We start from the raw sequence: 20,796 nt of genomic DNA on the forward strand, positions 1-20,796 counted from the left end.
GAGGAGGATTGGCATATATGCTTGAAGCATTGATGAAAAAAAAGAATCAGGATGGCCGTTTCCGCTATCTCTACTGGATTATTGTCGGAATTTTTGCCGTTTTAATTTGCCGGCTTGTATATTTACAGCTTTTTGCCGGTGAATATTATCATACGCTGGCAGAGGGCAACCGCCTTCGCGCAATTCCTATTGCAGCTATGCGTGGAATTATGTATGACCGTAATGGACAGATACTAGTGGGATCACGTCCCAGCTTTATGGCTACCTATGTGCCAACGAAAAATGGCATGTCGGACAATGAATTAAAAGAATTGGCCGGCCTTCTCAACGTACCTGATGATAAGCTGTACGAAAAAGTGAAAAAGGTCAAAAGCTCGTATGTGCCTACGGTTTTAGCTAATGACTTAACACCGGATATCGTTACAAAAATTGAAGAGCGCCGCAATGAACTTCCCGGAGTATCTATTGATGTGCAGCCTATTCGGTATTATCCGTACAATGAAATGGCGGCACAGGTTTTCGGATATGTCGGCCAAATTGATGAAGAGGATATGAAACGTCTCGAGGGGCAGGAGGGTGTATCTAATATTACACAGATAGGGCGGGCTGGACTGGAGTCCTATTATGATGATTTGCTTCGCGGCAAGGATGGCGGCCGTCAGGTTGAAGTAGATGCCACCGGCAGTCCGGTAAAAGAAATGGAACGAAAAAATCCGATTGCCGGTCATAATATGCATCTGACGATTGATTTGAATTTACAGGAAGCGGCGGAAAAAGCCATGGATGCGCAGGTTGCTAACGGCATTGGCACACAAGGTATTGCTGCCGTGGCAATTGATCCTAATACAGGTGCGGTTTTAGCAATGGCCAGCCGGCCTGCTTTTAATCCAAATTGGTTTACGCGGGGCATTACAGAAAAAGAATGGGCTCAAATCAATAATAATCCAAACCATCCTATGGAAAACCGTGCTATTGCAGGACAATATCCGCCAGGCTCTACTTTTAAACTGATTACAGGTGCTGCGGCGCTGGAATTAAAAAAGGTTACTCCCGATGAAATGATTTTTGACAGTGGGCGGCACTGGCTGGTTGATATGCGTAACGCCGGGGGTGAAGCGTTAGGCTGGATCAACTTTACTGAGGCGCTGGCAAAATCGGATAATGTCTACTTTTATGAAATGGGGCGTCGTGTCGGCATTGATAAGTTGGCTGAGTATGCTCGTATGTTCGGTATGGGAAAAAAGACTGGCATTGCTTTGCGGGGCGAGGCTACAGGACTTGTTGCCAGTGAGGAATACAAGCAGAAAGTCTTTCATCAGGACTGGTATCTGGGTGATACCTTCAATTCAGCCATCGGACAGGGTTTTCAGCTGGTTACGCCGCTGCAGGCAGCCATGATCGTCAGTGAGGTCGCCAACGGCGGCATTCAATACAGGCCGTTTGTGGTGAGCCGCATTGATAATCTGGATGGCACGCCATATAAGATTTTTGCACCAGAGCAGATAGGAACGCTGTCTGTATCCAAATCTACGCTCGACCTTATTCGTGAAGGTATGCGTAACGTTGCTGAAGAATCAGGCACAGCCGGTTCACTTTTTGCCGATTTTCCAATTCAGGTTGCCGGTAAGACCGGTACAGCCGAAAATTTCAGCGGCCGCGATCATGGCTGGTTTGTTTCGTATGCACCGTATGATCATCCACGCATCGTCATTGCCGTGCTTGTTGAACAGGGCGGGTATGGTATCGCATCAGCCGGTCCTATTGTAAAATCTATGCTGGAAGAATTTTTCCATGTAGGCACTTATGCTGATGGCGGCCTTAATGCAAAAAACAAACATAAAAATGATTCTGCACAAGAAACTAAAAAAGAAAAGCAATAGTGTGTTTTCAGGAGGAGGTCATCATCATGTCTACCATTATCGCCGTTGCATCTGGTAAGGGCGGCGTCGGAAAAACTCTTATTACAGCTTCTCTGGCCGTTGCTCTGCAGCGTCGCGGGCATACGGTTCTTGCCGTTGATGCAGATATGGGGCTGCGCAATCTTGATCTAATGTTCGGTATGCAGGATGATGTTCTTTTTGATATCGGAGACGCTGTAAAAGGATCCTGCCGCCCGGAAGAAGCCATTATTTCTATTGTGGAAGGGCTTGATTTTTTAGCTGCCAGTCAAAAGCACACCTGGGAAAAAATAGATGCACCATCGTATCATTATATTTTGGAAACACTTTCCAAAGAATATGATTACACTGTTATTGATTGCCCGCCTGGTCGCGGCAGGGCTTTTAAAGATGCCGCGGTAATTGCGGATCGCACATTTTTTGTCGTGGAGCCTACTTGGTCTTCTATGCGCGACGCAGCCAGAGTCATGCAGTATTTCAATAAGCACAAACGATTTAACTATGATGTCTTATTCAACAATTTTTATGGCCGTGATCCAGGATATGTATCTGTACAAGAAATGCTGCAGCTGCTGAGCCCTGAAACTATTGCCGGAATACTGCCGCATGATCCTGATATTCATGCATTCGCCCAAAAAGGTACTCTGATTCATGCTCCAGCCTCTATTCCTTTTTTTATGGCGATGGAAGAGACTATGGTATATATAGAAACAAAAGAAAGCCCTCATATTGACGGACTTTTGACCTTGCTTCCGGAAAAGGAAACCTCTCTTTTAGGTTATTCTCCTGAACTGCCGCAGAATAATTTTCAATCTGACGGCATCATGAAAGGCCTGGCTGCAGCAGAATTGCAGAAGGCTGCAGCTATCTTGCGCGGTGTCAGTTTTCCAGATAAAGAAGAAACTGGGGAGAAGACACCTATACCGCCTCAGATTTCTTTGCGGCAGCGCCGTCAGCAATCCATGTCTTGGCGTCATTATCGCCGATAGGAGTTATGTATGTTAAAAAGAGAGTGGAAAAATTTAGATAAGTTCATGATCATTGTATGCGTCTTGATCGTGTTTATCAGCTTGTGTATTATTGGCAGCGCTACCCATATTAACAAGGGCGTTATTAATTATGATTTTGTAGCTAAGCAGGGCGTTGCTTTTATAGTTGATTTCATGATTGTTTTGTTCTTCAGCCGTTACGATTATATGAAATTGAAGCGTTTTGCCAAACCTTTATATACTGTAAACCTGCTCATGCTGGCAGCCGTCATGTTTGTCGGTACTTCAGCGTTGGGGGCACAGCGCTGGATTCAGCTGGGCCCAATCACGCTGCAGCCGTCCGAATTTTCTAAATTAATTATGATTGTTTGCCTGGCGGGTATATTATCGGATAAGGTAGGCAAGCTAGATACCATAAAAAGTATTTTGCCCATCGGTTTATTTATCGGGATTCCTTTTTTATTGGTTTTGAAACAGCCTGACTTGGGAACCAGTCTTGTCTTTTTAGCTATCGGACTGGGAATGCTTTTTATTGCGCGCATTAAAGGGACGCTGCTGCGTAATTTCTTTGCTATCGGCGTTATTTTGGCGCCAATAGGCTGGCATTTTCTCAAGGATTATCAAAAGGCCCGCATCAGTGTTTTTTTAAATCCTAATGCAGATCCCTTTGGTGCCGGCTATCATATTATTCAATCTAAAATAGCCATCGGTTCCGGAATGCTTTTTGGGAAAGGGCTTTTTGAAGGAACGCAAAGTCAGCTGAATTTTTTACCGGAAAACCATACAGATTTTATTTTTTCCGTCATTGGCGAGGAACTGGGATTTCTGGGTTGTATATTCCTTTTATTCTTATATTTTATTTTAGTATACCGAGCTTTAATTATAGCCCGCGAATGTAAGGATAATTTCGGGAGGCTTTTAGCGACAGGCATAGTATCTATGTGGTCCTTCCAGATACTAGTCAACGTAGGCATGACCTGCGGAATCATGCCTGTCACAGGTATTCCATTGCCATTTATGAGTTATGGTGTTAGTGCCCTGACAACAAACATGATGGCGCTTGGTATATTACTCAGTATTTATATGCGCCAGCAAACAATGATATTTTAACCTTTAGGAGGATTAGCCGTGTCTCGTACCGTTTCGATAGATCCTATTTTACTCAGTAAGGTCAGTAAGCCTGCCCGCTATGTAGGCGGTGAATGGAACAGCATAGTCAAAAATCATGATGATGTTAAGCTGACTGTTGCATATTGTTTTCCTGATGTGTACGAAGTGGCGATGAGTCATTTGGGGCTGCGTATCCTGTATTCCCTTCTGAATGAGCGTAAGGACATCGCCGCCGAACGTGTGTATGCACCTTGGCCGGATATGGAGGAGATTATGAGAAAAGAAAGCTATCCGCTCTTTTCGTTGGAAACCAAGACCCCGGTCATCCATTTTGATATGGTAGGATTTACATTACAATATGAAATGAGTTTCACCAATATATTAAATATGCTTGATTTATCAGGTATTCCCCTGTTTTCCAAAGACAGAGATGAAGATATGCCGATTATCGCAGCCGGCGGTCCTTGTGCTTATAATGCCGAACCACTGGCTGATTATATTGATATTTTCTTTTTAGGAGAATCGGAGGAGTCGGTATGCCTTTTAGCAGATACAATCATTGCATGGAAGGAGCAGGGAAAGCCCGGCGGGAAAAAACAACTTCTGAAGACGCTGGCAGCACAGCAGGGAAATTATGTTCCCGCCTTTTACCGTGATGAATATGATGAAGATGGCAACTTTAAGTCGCTTATCCCAATAGAGCCCGAGGCAGGAACACATATCCAAAAATGTGTCATAGCAGATGAAGAACATGTTTTTTTTCCTACCAAACCGATCGTTCCCAATATCAATATTATCCATAATCGTGCAGTTTTGGAATTATTTCGTGGCTGCAGCCGCGGCTGTCGTTTTTGTCAGGCCGGAATGCTGTATCGTCCTATTCGTGAAAAAACACCACAGCGCCTGGTTCAATTGGCTGGAGATATTATCAAAAATTCCGGTTATGACGAAATTTCACTTATGAGTCTCAGTTCTGCCGATTATTCCTGTCTGCCAGAACTTGTCGATATGCTTATTGAAAAGTTTAAGGGACAAAAGGTCAGTGTCAGTCTGCCTTCTTTGCGTGTAGATAGCTTTTCTGTCGATGTTGCAAAAAAGGTACAGCAGGTACGTAAAAGCGGCCTTACCTTTGCGCCGGAGGCAGGGACGCAGCGACTGCGTGACGTCATAAACAAGGGCGTAACAGAAGAAAACCTGCTGGCAGCCTGCGAAAATGCTTTCCGCAACGGCTGGACTACTGTGAAATTATATTTTATGATGGGTCTTCCTACAGAAACAGATGCGGATTTGGCAGGTATTGCTGATTTAGCTTATAAGGTATTAAATCTGTATCGGCATATTACAGGTAAAAATAACGGAAAGGTAACTGTTTCTGTATCAAGCTTTGTACCTAAATCCCATACGGCCTTTCAATGGTTTGGACAGCTCCCAATTGAAGAAATTGAACGTAAGCAGATTTATATAAAAAACCTCATCCGAGATAAACATATTTCATATCATTATCATGATGCCAAAACCGGACGGTTAGAAGCAGCATTTGCTCGTGGTGACCGCCGCATGGGGACGGTCTTGTATGAAGCATGGAAGCTAGGCTGTAAATTTGATGGCTGGACCGAAATGTTCCATTATGATATGTGGCTGCAGGCTTTCCGGCAGGCGGGCATAAATCCTGATTATTATGCAGCCCGGCAGAGGGATATAGATGAACCTCTTCCGTGGGATCATCTGACGGATGGTGCCACTAAATCTTTTCTGCAGCGGGAATGGAAAAAAGCGGCGGCAGCAGAACTGACTCATGATTGTCGCCATTTGGAGTGTACTGGCTGCGGCGTATGCCCCAATCTGGGGGTTCATATTATTGATAATAAGGAGGGCCGTGATCATGGAAAGACTGCGTTTAGCTATTAAAAAAGATGGCGCTCTGCAATTTTTATCGCATCTTGATTTTGCCCGGACAGTACGGTATATTATCATTAGGGCAGCACTTCCTGTATGCTATTCTGAAGGATTTAATCCACATATGAAAATTAGTTTTGCCTCTGCGCTGGGAGTAGGAGTTTCTGCCGACATTGAATATATGGATATGGAATTGTCTGAAAAAATTCCGGTACCCAACGTCATTTCTCGGATGAACAGTCAATCTCCTAAAGGGTTTGCCGCACTGGATGGAAAATATGTCGATGACAAGGCACCAAAATTGATGGCTGTTGCAAATTATTCTATTTATGAATTGACCGGTCCTATAAATGGTATAACGACTACATCGCAGCTGGAACAGTCTTTGATTGCATTTAACACTGCGGCAGAGGTGACATACGAAAAAATTTCGATTAAGGATAAACATAAAGTTCGTGTTATTGATATAAAGAAACATGTGATAGAACCAATCACCGGATATATAAAAACGGGAAGGATATTTTTGCATGTTGGTATTTATCAGACGAAGGAGGGGGCAGTCAAGCCATCTCAAATCTGGCAGGTATTAGAAACACAGTTCAAATTGCCGGCTTATACCGATATGATGCTAGCCCGCCGAACCGGAATATACATTCATGAAAACGGGGTAAATCGATCTTTGTTTGAAGTGTAATTAGAAAGGAGCGAACAGTGACATGAAAAATCATACAGAACGTATTGTAGTAGCGAAGGTACAGGGGGCCCCTACTGTTGACGGAGCCGGAGTTCATTTGGTGCGTGTTTTAGACAATCATACCGTTAAAGCATATGATCCCTTTTTAATGCTGGATTCCTTCGACAGTAAAAATCCTGCCGATTATACTGCCGGATTTCCCATGCATCCTCATCGCGGAATAGAAACAATTAGTTATGTATATAAAGGAAAAATGATTCATACAGACAGTTTGAAAAACGAGGATGCTATTGCCGATGGCGAGGTCCAATGGATGACGGCGGGTTCCGGTATTCTTCATGAAGAGCAAATCCCAGCCGCAGAAAAAATGTTAGGCGTGCAGCTGTGGCTTAATCTGCCGGCCAGTGATAAAATGGTGCCGCCTATGTATCATAGCATAAAAAATGCCGATATTCAGGATATTCCTATAGAATGCGGAACGCTTCGCTTGTTGGCTGGATCTTATGAGAATCACCAAGGGTATAAAAGCAGATACTTGCCCTTGGATTACTATGATATCCACATGCGTCCGAATACCTCTTGTACCATTAAAACAGATAGAAATCGATCTGTTATGCTGTTTACACTGATTGGAGATATTATGGTCGGAACTGAACAGATAGCGAAAAAAACAGCTGTAAAGTTGTCCGCCGGTGATTCCGTAACCATCACTAGCAGGGATTGCCCTGCGCAGGTCTTGCTTATGAGTTCTCAGGCCATTGACGAATCTGTAGCATGGGGCGGCCCGATTGTCATGAATACACAGGAAGAACTGCAAAAAGCTTTTGAAGAACTAAGAAACGGTACCTTTTTGAAGGAAAAAATGCTTTATAAATAAGAAACTATAAAATAAACATACGGCTAGACCTGTACATGAACCGCTGGTTTGTAAAGATTCCCGTAATCCCTGGCTATGACCGAGGGATTACGGGAATTTTATTTGATAACGTATTTTTTTCATTTCTGCCGGGACGTTACATTATTCTGCCTGAGTCAGGGTATAGCACGGGTCGGTCTATTATGTTACAATACATAATAGATTGAAAGTGAGAGGTGTGGGTAACAGATGAAAACGATTATAGGAAATATCATCCCCGAGGAAACGCGTATTGCCGTTATAGAAGACGGTCGTCTCCGCGATTTCGCCGTCGAACGAAATGACGAAACACATATTGTTAATCACATCTATAAGGGAGTTATTCAAAATATTCTGCCTGCTTTACAGGCCGCCTTTGTTAATATTGGACGAAAAAAAAATGCTTTTTTATACATGGGTGATATTTTCCCCAGAGCGGCCACCAAAGAGGAAATTCAACAGGCTCATATTTCGGTTGGACAAAGTATTCTGGTTCAAGTCGTAAAGGAAGAACAAAGCACCAAAGGTTCAAAGGTCACCGCTAATGTAAGTTTAGCCGGACGCTACACTGTTCTTATGCCGACAGTCGATTATGTCGGCGTCTCCAAAAAAATTCGCAGTGAAGAAGAACGAAACCGCCTGCGCAGTATTGCCGCATCTGTTAAGCCCGATGGAATGGGGCTTATTATCCGCACCGTTGCCAAGGATATAAATCAAAAAGAACTTATCGCTGATATCCAATATCTTTTAAGAACCTGGGATAGTATTCAGCAGCGGTATAAATTGGCTAAAAAACCTAAACTATTGTATCGTGAGGCTGATTTAGTCATGCGCATGGTACGAGACCATTTTACATCAGAAATTCAAAAAGTTATCGTAGATGATAAGGATGCGTATGACCGTATTTGTCAGGTTTTTACCAACAGCTGCTGGAAAGAGCGTGTTGTTTTTTATGCAGAGGAACAACCAATTTTTGAATATTATCAAATAGAAAACAATTTACATCATCTTATGTCACGTCAGGTATCTCTGCCGTCAGGGGGTAACTTGATTTTTGATCATGCAGAGGCCTTGACTGTCATTGATGTGAACAGCAGTAAATATACAGGAAACAGTACGCTGCAGGACACTATATTTCACGTCAATAAAGAAGCTGCTGTAGAAATAGCCCGACAGCTCCGTCTGCGAGATATCGGCGGAATTATTCTTATTGATTTCATCGATATGGCTCAACCGACAAAGCGGGATGAAATTTTGAAAATTTTGGAAAGGGAGATATCTTCTGACTGTACAAAGACTCGTGTTTTGGGAATGACCGCACTAAATCTGGTAGAAATCACACGTAAAAAGTCTCGCCAGAGCCTCCACCAGGTGCAGTTTAGCCCTTGTGACGTCTGTGGCGGTTCCGGGTATTTGTACTCTCCTGAAACAGTAGCGATTCAAATTATTCGACGCCTCCGGCATATGGTCCGGGCCCGCAACATTAAAGGCGATTTACTTATCAGCGCTCATGCGGACGTTCTGGAAATTTTACAGGAAAAAAAACAACTGGAAGCATTGGAACGTGAATTGGCTCGTACTCTTCATTTTGAAAATACACAGCATCCTAATAGAGAGGTATTTTCAATTTTATCTTATTCGGAGTCGTAGGGCAGGGAGCATATATGAAGTGTATCATAAAAAGGGCAGCGCCATGCTGCCTCGTTTTTTTACTTATTATTGTGGTATCGGCTTTTGCCAGTTCACCGGAGCAAGCATTTCGCCAGAGTGAGAGAGAATATATCTGTTCATGGATATCTTTGGCTTCTTATCCTGATCGGATCGGAACCGTAGCGCAGGATGAATTGCGCCAATATGGGTGGGATATAAAACCCATGACAGAAAAAAATGCTCAGACTGATGCCAAATTCACGCTGGCAGTCAAACAAGATGCTGCAGGAAAAAAGACAACTATCGTTGCCATATCCGGTACTTCTTCCATGCAGGACGTAAAATCTGATTTAAATATGCACGCGATTCCTTTCCATGAGGAAGATCAGGGAAGCCAGGCCGTTCCGTTAGTTCACGCTGGCTTTAATAAATACGCTAATACGGTTTTAAACCATTCTTATGAAAACAAAACGATACAGGAGGCGCTTCAGGCAACAGTATCCCAAAGCAACAGTCTTATTCTGACAGGCCATAGTCTGGGTGGGGCCGTTGCAGTACTGATAGGCGCGCGTTTATTGGATAGCGGGCTTCTTCCCAATCAGCTTCAAGTTCTTACATTCGGCGCACCTGCAGTAGGTAACAGTGCCTTTAATACTGCCTATGAAAAATCTCTGCAGCTGGATCGTATCGTTATTCAGGGCGATCCGGTAAAAAACATATTGCAGGCAGTTTATGGAACTTATGAGCAATTTAATGAAAAAACACAATGGAAGCAGAATAAAAATACACAACGGTTTCATCATGATATGGTTGTTTATGTTGACGCAGCACTGCGGAATTACTACGATAAAAAGAAAGCTTACGAGGCTTTTCTTGGATACAAGGTACCAATGGATATTATTCCTGAACACACGTCAAATCTGTATGTTATGCCAGCAACCTTTGAATTAGATAATGCAATTGCATCAGATAAATTTTATATGATCCAGGCGGCAGACGATTATTTGAGATATCATATAGGCGGCATAATATTCGGCAAGACAGAGACTGTCCTTTTAGACGACGGTATTCGCCGGGCCCGTCAGGCAAATTGCGATTATGTATTACTTCGCCGCTACAAAGGTGAACGCATGCGTGATGCAAACTATGATTTCTGCATTTCCTTAGAGGAAGAAATCTATGATGTACAGGGAAATTTTATAACTTCCAGGCAGTGTATGACTCATACAACGGAAATGACGCCAATCGAGGCAGTTCTTTATGTTACTGCTATGAGCAGCAGAAAATAAGAATAAGGAGAAATGAATCGTTCATTCATTTCTCCTTATTCTTATTTTGAAACCGGCTTACTGCAAATAGAAGGTCATAGAAACTGTTTCGCTTAGCGTATTGGTTCCCGCTTCTATAGGCGTATTGGTATCTGCCTTGGCGGCACGAAGCATTGTCATGCCGCTGTAGGCCCGTTCATATGCCGGAGATGCTCCGGAAACATTGATTTCCTTGACCTTGCCAAGTTGCCCTCCTGCAGCTGCAGCAGCAGTCTCCGCAGTCCGTTTACCGTTGATAATGGCTTCTTTTATCAGATTTTGCTTGATTTGTTCAGAACGTTCGTTTGTAAAGCGAATGCCATTTACTTTATTGGCTCCTACGGTCCCTGCTTTGGAAATAATCTGGGAAATCATATCAAGATCGGTTACTTTAACCTGCAAATTGTTGCTGACAGTATAGGATACAATGTCCCGGCCTTTGGAATCATAGTTAGGGGACATATAAAAGCCGGTTGTTTTTATATTATCCTTGCTGAGTCCCATATTTTGAAGAGAGATCGACAACTGGTTCATCACAAGGTTATTCTGTACACGTGCGGCCTGAGCATCTGATTCTGTACTTTCCATACCAATAGTTACATAGGCGGTATCTGGTGCCACTTCCTGCTGCGCATATCCAGTCACATTGATGACAGACGGTTCTGAGCCTGCGGCCTGAGAGGGGGCCGAAAATAAAGTTGATGATACGAGCAATGCAGCTACAGCGAATGCTTTCATAGATGAATGTTTCATAGTATGACCTCCTTATATGTCATAACATAATATCAATTTAAAGATGTATTTATTATAACATTTGTGATCTTTCGAATCCAGTAAAGAAAAAATATATAAAAAAATGTGATAATTTCTATACAGAAGAAGACATAATAATAAAATAACAACTAATGCAAATCCCTGTTATTTTACGATTTTAACACATGCATATATTACTGTTTTAATGCAATTTAAAGCTATAATAAAAACAAAGTAAGATATATTCCGTATTGCAATCCGGCAATATGTGTACTATAATACAAATCAAGATATATGAGCTAGGGGTGCCGTAAGGCTGAGAAAATTTGTTTGAATTTACCCTTGAACCTGATCCGGATTGTACCGGCGTAGGAAAGCTGAATGGATTTAAAAGCTCACCTACGGGGTGAGCTTTTTTGTCTGTCCGATTTATTTATGTTTAGGAGGATTTGGAATTATGGATTACACAACACAAATGGATGCAGCACGCAAAGGGTTGATTACCCCACAAATGCGTCTTGCTGCAGAAAAAGAAAAAATGCCGGTTGAAGCCTTGCGTCAATCGATTGCAGACGGCAAGGTCGTCATTCCGGCAAACAAAAAGCATAGCAGCCTGTCGCCAGAAGCTGTCGGACTGAATTGCCGTACAAAGATAAATGTAAATCTCGGTGTTTCTCCAGAACACAATAATCATGAAGAAGAATTAATGAAGGTACAAAATGCTATTGACATGAAAGCTGAGGCCATCATGGATTTGAGCAATTTTGGAAAAACGCGTGATTTTCGCCGCAAGCTCGTCGGTATGTCTACTGCTATGATTGGGACAGTTCCCATGTATGATGCAGTCGGTATGTTGGATAAAGATTTAAAGGATATAACAGTAGATGAATTCTTTTCTGTAGTTGAACAGCATGCCGAAGACGGTGTTGATTTTATGACAATTCATGCCGGCATGAATCGGGCAACAGCGGGTCGTATTAAACGAAACCCACGTCTTACCAATATTGTATCCCGCGGCGGCTCACTGCTTTTTGCTTGGATGGAAATGAATGATCAGGAAAATCCTTTTTATGAATACTATGACCGCCTTCTCGATATCTGTGAAACCTATGATGTGACGTTAAGTCTGGGAGATGCCTGCCGTCCCGGCTGTACGCATGACGCTACAGATGCTGCACAAATTGAAGAACTGATCACGCTGGGAGAGTTGACAAAACGTGCTTGGAGTCGGAATGTACAGGTCATGATAGAAGGTCCGGGACATATGGTCCTGACAGAAATTGCTGCCAATATGAAGTTGGAAAAACGCCTGTGCCACAACGCTCCTTTTTATGTGCTCGGGCCTTTGGTTACGGATATTGCTCCAGGGTATGATCACATTACCAGTGCCATCGGCGGTGCTATCGCCGGTTCATGCGGAGCTGATTTCTTATGCTATGTTACACCGGCTGAACATCTTCGACTACCGGATGTCAATGATGTAAAAGAAGGCATTATTGCGGCGCGTATTGCTGCCCATGCAGCAGATCTCGCCAAAGGCATTCCCGGAGCCCAGGATTGGGACGACGCCATGAGCAAAGCCCGTGTAAACGTCGATTTTGATACAATGATTTCATTAGCCATTGATCCTGAAAAAGCACGGAGATATTATGAATCCAGCAAACCGGAATGTGAAGGCACCTGCACTATGTGCGGTAAAATGTGTCCGGCCCGGACAATGAAGAAAATTCTTGCAGGTGAAGACGTATCCATTCGTTAAAGGGCTATACTGTCTGCATTTGACTAATATTGGTCAAATAAAACAAGCACGATTTTTCATCCTTGTCAAGCGAAAAATCGTGCTTTGTTTTTGCTATTTATTATTGATACTTTTGATCAATTACTCTTCCAGCTATTTCCAAACTAAAATAAGCGCGGCTCCAAATTCTTTTTTAAATTGCTTTACAATCTGTTTCATTTCATAGTCCGCTGCATTATAGGTAGCCCCCGGAATAGTTGTAAGGACAAGAACCACGACATTTTCTGCCAGTGTTATATGAATATCTTTTACAATCTGTTCATATGTCAAATCAGATGCTTCTGCCAGTGCGAGCAGGGTAGAAAGCTTGCGAATCATATCCCAATCTCCTGCCGTTGCCATACTGGCATACCGATATGCGCGCAAAGTTTTACGGCTGATACCATGATGAAAACCAGCAATAAAGCCGGCAATCATCTGCTCGCGATGCGTCAATCCATACAACGGGGCATGGCCGATCATAAAAGCCGAATGGCGGGCATGATCATAAAAATTGATAATTTTTCCTACATCATGTAAACGGGCCGCTGTCATGAGAAGCAGACGCTCTCTGCCGCCATAACCATGCAGTACCTTGAGCTGATCAAAAAGCATGCCGGTAATGCGTGTCACCTGATCATAATGCGTACAGTTAATAGTAGTGCCCAATGTACCTATAAAATTATTGATACTAAAATCAAGTATATCATCAAACCGCGGTTTATCCATATGCATATATTTGGCATAGTATTCAAAAAATAAACCTTCCCGAAGACCGCAGCCGCTAACGGTCATAGATAGACTTCCGGAAATATCAAATATTGTTCTGATTACAGCGGCACCGGCGACAATCAAATCTGCCCGCTCACTGGACAAGCCGGCAATTTTTTTTCGATTGGCACTGGTGCGAGTCGTAATTTGTGTATACAATGTGTTAAAACTATGCAACGAAATAATATAGTTATGAATTTTAGAAAACTCATAACTTTCAGCCCGCTGATCCATCTTTGCGAAGTTACGAGCCGTGCCGCCAATACCAACAATAGGAACATCTATTTCTCTGAGCCATTTTATGTCAGAAAGTTTCTTTTTGACATAACGCAGGCAGTCCTGCAGTACAATCGCATCAATATTGCCCTGCATATTAAATTTTTCCGTCAGTGTAACCGCTCCGATTGGGATAGATACAGAATGAACGCTTTCCCCATCGCGGACCAGTGTCAATTCAATACTGGCTCCTCCCAAATCAAAAATCAGACAATCCTTCAAAGCAATCGTATTAATTACCCCCAGGTAACCCAGATATGCTTCCCGTTCACCAGTAATAATCTTCATTGTTATCCCGGTTTCTGCATTGATTCGTTCCAAAAATTCACTTCCGTTAGCAGCATTACGAACCGCAGCCGTAGCAACAGCAACGCAGATGTCTATTTTCATCACTTCCATAATGTGCTTATACACATTGAGACACGTCAGAGCACGATGCATGCCTTCTTCACTTAGTATACCGGTCTGGTTTAAACCCTGTCCCAGGCGAATCGATTCTTTTTCCTGATATTGAAGGGAATACGAGTGGTTATCCGCAATCCGGAGCGCGACAAAACGGATCGAGTTTGAACCCAAGTCGATAATGGCTAAATTTTCCATTGTATACCTCATTTCATTATTTCTTTTTATCGTGTGTGCGTATATATTATACTACATAAAGGCCTTTGCATGTTTTATTTTTTACGCAAAATATACAAAAAAAACGCGGGATATTCTCCTACTTTCATGTATAATAGATATAATAAACGAGAAATTATGACACATTATAGAATATGGTCAGGAAAAGTGGGGATTCGTATCATGGACAGTCAAACAAAACGTCTTTTTGGTATTCTTCATATTGGCACTGTTAATATGACAATGAAAATTATTGCTTATTCATCATTGGAAGATATGGAAATCATTGAAAACGTATCTCACGAAGTAAAGTATGGGGAAGAAGTATTTACAAGGCATCATGTAAGTTATCAATCTTTAAATGAAATTTGCCGTATATTATCTGGATTTCGACAGCTGCTGCGTGATTATGATGTCAGAGATGTGCGGGTTCTTTCAACAACAGCCATTCGGGAAGCCGATAATTTGCTGAATGTAATTGATCAAATTTATATTCGTACGGGATTTCACGTTGAAGTAGTCCATATGGCAAAGGAAATTTACTATAAATTTTTCGGCCTTTATTATCACGTATTGCGGGGCACCTTTAATTTTGCTGATAAAGCGGTCCTGCTGCTGGATATTACCTCCGGCGGCGTCGGCCTTACCTGCTGGAAATCAGATAAGCTGTTGTTTCAGCAAAATGTTCACATCGGCTCCTTGCGTATTTTAGAAAATTTTACGCCCCGGCAGCGCAGCGAGCTTACTTTTCCAACTGCCGTCCGGGAATATATTTACGGTACGCTGTCACCTTTATGGGCCAGTGTACAGGAGCATAATATTAAATATATTGTGTTGTCCGGACGGGCAGCTACTTTAATCGGCAACCTGATGAACAAAAAAAAGGATGCCGGCATATGCCTTATTAAACCAGAAGAATTCCGGCATTTTGTCTATTCTTTTCAAGGAATAACCCCGTTGAAGCTCGTGCAGCGTTTTAATTTGTCCAATAATTTAGCGAATGTCATTATGCCGACAATATTGCTTTATTACGAATTGCTCCGCATTATCGATGTAGATATGATTGTCATGATGAGTACCACCTTTACAGAAGGGTATTCGATGTATTATGTAGCTGAACAAACGCACAATTCTTATTTGGACCATCAACGCGGCCTTTTGCTGGATCTAACACGAAGTATGGCCGGTAAATATTTGTACGATCCGAATCATTCTTCCCGCGTGGAAGAATTCTGCAGTATTTTATTTAATGCTGTATATAAAAAAATCGGTCTGAATTATCAATGCGGTTATTTATTAAAACTGGCATCTATTCTGCATGAAACAGGGAAATTCATCAATATTCGCAAACATAATTTATGCACGTATAATTTGATTACAGAAACGGATTTATTTGGGATAACAGATGAAGAAAAAGAAATATTAGCTAATATTACCTATTATGCTTTTGGAGGGATTTTACAAGAATCTTCTGATAAATATAACCAGCTGACACCGGAACAGAAAGTAATTACAGCAAAACTTATTGCCATTTTTCGGCTTGCCGATTCACTCGACAAAAGCCATTTAGGAAAAATAAGCCGAATTCAAGCCGAATTGACCGATACTATGTTGATCCTTCATTACCGGTCAGAATTAGATATTACCCTTGAACGCTGGACATTTATGAAGACTGCTATCAATTTTGCCGAGGTCTTCGGTATTTCTCCTATGTTGAGGAAGGGATAAGTGATGAGGTTGAATTATACAGATCCTGAAAATTTTTTAAACCGGGAATGCACGTGGATAAAATTTAATGAACGGGTATTGCGGGAAGCTATGGTTCCTTCCAATCCACTGTTAGAGCAATTAAATTTTATAGCCATTGCCGCTTCTAATTTAGATGAATTTTTCATGATTCGCGTTGCCGGTGTCAAGCATTTGATAGAAAGCGGAATAAAACATATTGATATTTCCGGTATGACACCGCAGGAGCAATTTGAAGCCATTCAGGATATGGTTCACAAACAGGTACAGCAGCAATATGCCTATTACAATATTATCCGTAATAAGCTGCGAGAAAACGGTCTGCAATTTATTCACGTCAGCGATTTGAACGAGGAGCAGCATTTATGGCTTGAAAGTTATTTTGAACGGGAAATTTATCCTGTGGTTACTCCTATGGCCGTTGATTCGAGCCATCCTTTTCCTTTTCTTTCCAGCTTAAACTTAAACCTGGCCGTTCTCCTGCGCAAAAAGCAGTGTGACATATCGGTCAAAACTGCGATCCTGCCCGTGCCATCGTCTGTCATCAAACGTATTATAAAAGTTCCTAACACCGGTGTCTCAAATGGAACAGAGAAAAAATTTCTTTTTCTTGAAGATATTCTGGGCGCCTTTGCCGAACAATTCTTTTTAGGCTGTGACATTTTGGAAGTCGTTCCGTTTCGCGTAACCCGCGATGCAGATTTGGACATTGACGATGATGCGGAAGATTTGCTCATTGAAGTAGAAAAATCATTAAAAAAACGCCGCAAGGGAGCGTCTGTTCGTTTGGAACTTGCATATTCTTCCAGCCGTATGCTGAAAGAATTTCTGAGAAGGGAGTTACAGCTTGAAGAAAAAGACATCTATATGATTTCCGGCCCTTTGGACTGCAAAGTATTCTTTTCCTTTGTCGGAACTGATGGATGCGATAGCCTTCGGTATCCACCAGCCGTGCCGCAGCCATCGTATGAATTGGCTGGAATCGATGCTCCAGATTTCTGGTCTGCCATTGCAAAACAGGATATCATGGTTCATCATCCTTATGAAACTTTCACGACAGTGGAAAATTTCATCAAGCTTGCGGCTACGGATCCAAACGTTCTTGCCATCAAACAGACCTTATATCGTGTCAGCAGCCGGTCACCTATTATTGCTGCGCTGGCCGAAGCCGCTGAAAATGGCAAGCAAGTAACTGTTCTGATGGAAGTAAAGGCACGCTTTGATGAAGAAAACAATATATTTATGGCCCGTAAACTGGAGCAAGCTGGATGCCATGTCATTTATGGCATCATGGGTTTGAAAACCCATTCAAAAATTACGCTTGTCGTACGACATGAGGAAAATGGTATCCGTCGTTATGTTCATCTGGCAACAGGTAACTATAATGGAAAAACAGCCCGTATCTACACCGATGTAGGAATATTGACCGCTAGTACTCTTATTGGGGTTGACGCTTCGTCTTTTTTTAATTTATTATCTGGTTATTCTGATCCTCCGCAATGGAACAAGCTGGCCGTTGCCCCCATTAATCTACGCGAATCAATCTATCAGTCAATCGAACAGGAAACATCCCTGGCCCGTCAAGGAAAGAAAGCCGTTATCATTGCCAAAATGAATTCCCTTCTTGATAAAGCGGTCATTACCAAATTATACGCAGCCTCGGCTGCGGGTGTACAAATTAAACTTATTATCCGCGGTATATGCGTACTGCGTCCAGGTCTTCCCGGAATCAGTGAACATATTGAGGTACACAGTATTGTAGGCCGTTTTTTAGAGCACAGCCGTTTATTTTATTTTTATAACGGCGGCAAGGAAGATGTTTTCATTTCATCTGCGGACTGGATGCCCCGTAATCTAAATGAACGGGTAGAATTAATGATCCCCGTTGAGTTTCCACCTCACAAAGAACGTATAAAAAGAATTTTATCATTGTATTTTCATGATAATGTCAAAGCATATTCAATGAATTCTGATGGAACATACCGATATCTGGCCAAGGAACGAAAAAACGAAGAGCCGGTTCATGCGCAACGGCAGCTTCAATACGAAGCAGAAGAAAAAAATGATGAAATAAAACATAAAAACAAGTACTTCTAATATGAAATCCGCTTAAACCGTGTCCTTTGTCAGTAGACAATAAGGGCATGGTTTTTTATTATTTTTATTTTTTGTTCAAAACGTATATGCAAACGTTTACATAAAGTGGGAGGAAAGTTCATATAAATGACTTTTTAATTCTGCTAAATACATTTTCTAAAGAATTTTTTCTTTAATGTGGGAAAATGTGTGGAATAACACCCAAATCGTGATAACCCACCATTTTATCTATTATTTCATACGTTAATATCGGTTTACAAAAAGCTGTGGAATGTTATATTATCAACTTTTTGTTCTAATTGTAAACCAAATAAAATTGACATCAATGTCCTTCTTTGGTAGAATAATGCCAGATTGGGAGGGATTGAATGAACAAACGATATCAAAGACCTGTAACTCGTATGTATGTTACCTTGATCGCATTATTAATCATCGTTTCCTTGACTGGTTTTATCGACAAAGGAAAATTAGTAACCATCCATGCGGACGGAACTGTCAAGACCGTATATACGCATGCAATTAATGAAGAAGCGCTTATGCGCGAAAATAAAATCGTGATCGGCTCTTATGACGAGCTGCAAGTATCAACACCCAAATTAACAGAAGGAAGTCAGGTAACGGTCTGTCGCGCTGTTCCCGTCACGATTGAGTATAAGGGACAGAAGCAGCAGGTGCTGTCTGCAAAAAAAACAGTACAGGATGTAGCTGTACAGTATGGATATGATACGGAAGCTTACCGTCCTTACGGTAAAGCAGACGCTGCAGTTGAAGAAAATATAGTTATTCGTATCGGTGCTCTTTCGAAAAAAACAATTACGGAGGATGAAGTTGTTCCATATGCGGTCGAAAGCATACCTGATGAAAACATAGGACGTGGAGAGGAACAAATTCTACAAGAAGGTAAGGACGGCCGTAAAAAAGTCACCGTTAATATTGTCAGCTTAGACGGACAGGTTATAGGCAGGGAACCTGTTTCCACAACCCTTGTAACCGAAATGCAGCCGCTGATCCGCCATGTCGGCACAAAGGAAACGGTAGAAATAAATACGGGGGCTATTTCCAAATACAAAAAAGTTTTTACAATGGTAGCTACTGCTTATTTACCGACAGATGGAAACGGTGAGGGAATTACGAAGATGGGAACAATTGCCCGCTACGGTGTGGTCGCAGTAGATCCCAATATCATTCCACTGGGGTCGCGTGTCTTTATTCCCGGCTATGGTTTAGCCACTGCGGAAGATACTGGCGGTGACATTCTCGGAAACCGCATTGATCTTTGTATGGAAGATTATAATTCATGTATGCGCTTTGGCCGTCGCACCGTACCCGTTTATGTGTTGGAATAGTTTTTTGATTTTTACAATCGGAATCCTTACAGGGATTCCGATTGTGCTTTAATATTACTCAGCTTTTATAAAATAGCTTGTACAGCCCATGTACTTATGGTATAATATCAGAGGTTCAAAATACACACGCTTGGTGAGTCTGTGGCTGTGCCGATATTATCCGGTGATGGCAGACAATGACCGGGCGGCGGAAAAAACAGGAGGAATCATAATTATGGCAGTAGTATCTATGAAACAATTATTAGAAGCAGGGGTTCATTTTGGTCACCAGACACGTCGCTGGAATCCTAAAATGGCTCGTTTTATCTTTACAGAACGTAACGGTATTTACATTATTGACCTGCAGAAAACTGTAAAGAAGATGGACGAAGCATACAACTTTGTTCGTGATCTGGCACAGGAAGGCGGCCGTGTCTTATTTGTCGGCACAAAAAAACAGGCACAAGAATCCATTAAAACGGAAGCAGAACGATGCAATCAGTTTTTTGTAAATGAACGTTGGCTCGGCGGTATGCTTACTAACTTCCAAACGATCGAAAAACGTGTAAAACGTTTGAAAACCTTGGAAAAACAAGCTGAAGACGGCACGTTTGATGTATTACCGAAAAAAGAAGTTACATTGCTTAAACATGAAATGGAAAAATTGCAGAAGTACCTCGGCGGTATTAAGGATATGAAAAAACTGCCGGATGCTCTCTTTATTATTGATCCTAAAAAAGAAGAAATTGCGGTTGCCGAAGCTCGCAAGCTTCATATTCCTATTATTGCGACGGTAGATACAAATTGTGATCCGGATATTATTGACTATCCAATTCCCGCTAATGATGATGCTATCCGTGCCGTTAAATTGCTGACAGGCAAGGTTGCCGACGCTGTTCTTGAAGGCAATCAGGGTGAACAGCTTGATGCGGCTGAACAGACTGAAGAAGTGGCAGCAGAAGAAAACTAAAAAACCGTTCTTTGAGAACTATAT

15 protein-coding genes and 1 riboswitch are annotated in these 20,796 nt (G+C 42.0%); of the genes, 13 read left to right on the top strand and 2 right to left on the bottom strand.

What is annotated here, in order from left to right; translation table 11 throughout:
- Positions 1-17 precede the first annotated feature (17 nt).
- The 8 genes from mrdA (at position 18) to AB840_RS00310 (ending at position 10,421) form a co-directional block, all read left to right on the top strand.
- A complete protein-coding gene (mrdA, locus tag AB840_RS00275) occupies positions 18-1,880 on the top strand; it encodes a penicillin-binding protein 2 (RefSeq protein WP_048512817.1) in 1,863 nt (620 codons plus the stop codon).
- 26 nt (positions 1,881-1,906) lie between these two features.
- Positions 1,907-2,887 carry an AAA family ATPase gene (locus tag AB840_RS00280; RefSeq protein ID WP_048512818.1) on the top strand — a complete coding sequence of 327 codons (981 nt, stop codon included), beginning with the start codon at positions 1,907-1,909 and terminating at the stop codon, positions 2,885-2,887.
- Between the two features lie 9 nt (positions 2,888-2,896).
- Positions 2,897-3,997, top strand: coding sequence for a rod shape-determining protein RodA (gene rodA, locus AB840_RS00285; protein WP_048512819.1), 1,101 nt, complete (start codon positions 2,897-2,899; stop codon positions 3,995-3,997).
- An 18-nt stretch (positions 3,998-4,015) separates the two neighbouring features.
- Positions 4,016-5,905, top strand: a complete 1,890-nt coding sequence (locus tag AB840_RS00290) for a TIGR03960 family B12-binding radical SAM protein (RefSeq protein WP_048512820.1) — start codon at positions 4,016-4,018, stop codon at positions 5,903-5,905.
- Entirely contained in the window at positions 5,880-6,587 is a 708-nt protein-coding gene (locus AB840_RS00295) for a TIGR03936 family radical SAM-associated protein (protein WP_048512821.1), read from the top strand. Before AB840_RS00290 ends, AB840_RS00295 begins: the two co-directional genes overlap by 26 nt.
- A 22-nt stretch (positions 6,588-6,609) precedes the next feature.
- Positions 6,610-7,464, top strand: coding sequence for a pirin family protein (locus tag AB840_RS00300; protein WP_048512822.1), 855 nt, complete (start codon positions 6,610-6,612; stop codon positions 7,462-7,464).
- A 228-nt stretch (positions 7,465-7,692) separates the two neighbouring features.
- The gene (locus tag AB840_RS00305) at positions 7,693-9,132 is read left to right on the top strand and encodes an Rne/Rng family ribonuclease (protein ID WP_048512823.1); all 1,440 of its coding nucleotides are present in this window, start codon (positions 7,693-7,695) and stop codon (positions 9,130-9,132) included.
- A gap of 14 nt (positions 9,133-9,146) precedes the next feature.
- A complete protein-coding gene (locus tag AB840_RS00310; protein WP_048512824.1) occupies positions 9,147-10,421 on the top strand; it encodes a lipase family protein in 1,275 nt (424 codons plus the stop codon).
- Between the two features lie 57 nt (positions 10,422-10,478).
- On the opposite strand, the gene AB840_RS00315 is transcribed toward AB840_RS00310, so the two are convergent.
- On the bottom strand, positions 10,479-11,192 hold the full coding sequence (locus AB840_RS00315; protein WP_048512825.1) for an SIMPL domain-containing protein: 714 nt from the start codon (positions 11,190-11,192) through the stop codon (positions 10,479-10,481).
- 291 nt (positions 11,193-11,483) lie between these two features.
- Positions 11,484-11,584, top strand: a riboswitch (TPP riboswitch).
- Positions 11,585-11,649: 65 nt separating this feature from the next.
- Between AB840_RS00315 and thiC the strand changes: the two genes are divergently transcribed.
- Complete coding sequence (gene thiC, locus AB840_RS00320) at positions 11,650-12,951, top strand: phosphomethylpyrimidine synthase ThiC (protein ID WP_048512826.1); 1,302 nt, start codon at positions 11,650-11,652, stop codon at positions 12,949-12,951.
- A 132-nt stretch (positions 12,952-13,083) separates the two neighbouring features.
- On the opposite strand, the gene AB840_RS00325 is transcribed toward thiC, so the two are convergent.
- Positions 13,084-14,616 carry a Ppx/GppA phosphatase family protein gene (locus AB840_RS00325; RefSeq protein ID WP_048512827.1) on the bottom strand — a complete coding sequence of 511 codons (1,533 nt, stop codon included), beginning with the start codon at positions 14,614-14,616 and terminating at the stop codon, positions 13,084-13,086.
- Positions 14,617-14,817: 201 nt separating this feature from the next.
- Between AB840_RS00325 and AB840_RS00330 the strand changes: the two genes are divergently transcribed.
- The 4 genes from AB840_RS00330 to rpsB all read left to right on the top strand — a co-directional run bounded on the left by AB840_RS00330 (position 14,818) and on the right by rpsB (position 20,772).
- On the top strand, positions 14,818-16,362 hold the full coding sequence (locus AB840_RS00330; protein WP_048512899.1) for a Ppx/GppA phosphatase family protein: 1,545 nt from the start codon (positions 14,818-14,820) through the stop codon (positions 16,360-16,362).
- A 3-nt stretch (positions 16,363-16,365) separates the two neighbouring features.
- The gene (gene ppk1 / locus AB840_RS00335; protein WP_048512828.1) at positions 16,366-18,477 is read left to right on the top strand and encodes a polyphosphate kinase 1; all 2,112 of its coding nucleotides are present in this window, start codon (positions 16,366-16,368) and stop codon (positions 18,475-18,477) included.
- Positions 18,478-18,845: 368 nt separating this feature from the next.
- The gene (locus AB840_RS00340; RefSeq protein WP_048512829.1) at positions 18,846-19,823 is read left to right on the top strand and encodes a 3D domain-containing protein; all 978 of its coding nucleotides are present in this window, start codon (positions 18,846-18,848) and stop codon (positions 19,821-19,823) included.
- A gap of 214 nt (positions 19,824-20,037) precedes the next feature.
- Complete coding sequence (rpsB, locus tag AB840_RS00345) at positions 20,038-20,772, top strand: 30S ribosomal protein S2 (protein ID WP_048512830.1); 735 nt, start codon at positions 20,038-20,040, stop codon at positions 20,770-20,772.
- The last annotated feature ends 24 nt before the right edge of the window (positions 20,773-20,796 follow it).

The organism is Megasphaera cerevisiae DSM 20462, from assembly GCF_001045675.1.
Classification (GTDB): Bacteria; Bacillota; Negativicutes; order Veillonellales; family Megasphaeraceae; genus Megasphaera; species Megasphaera cerevisiae.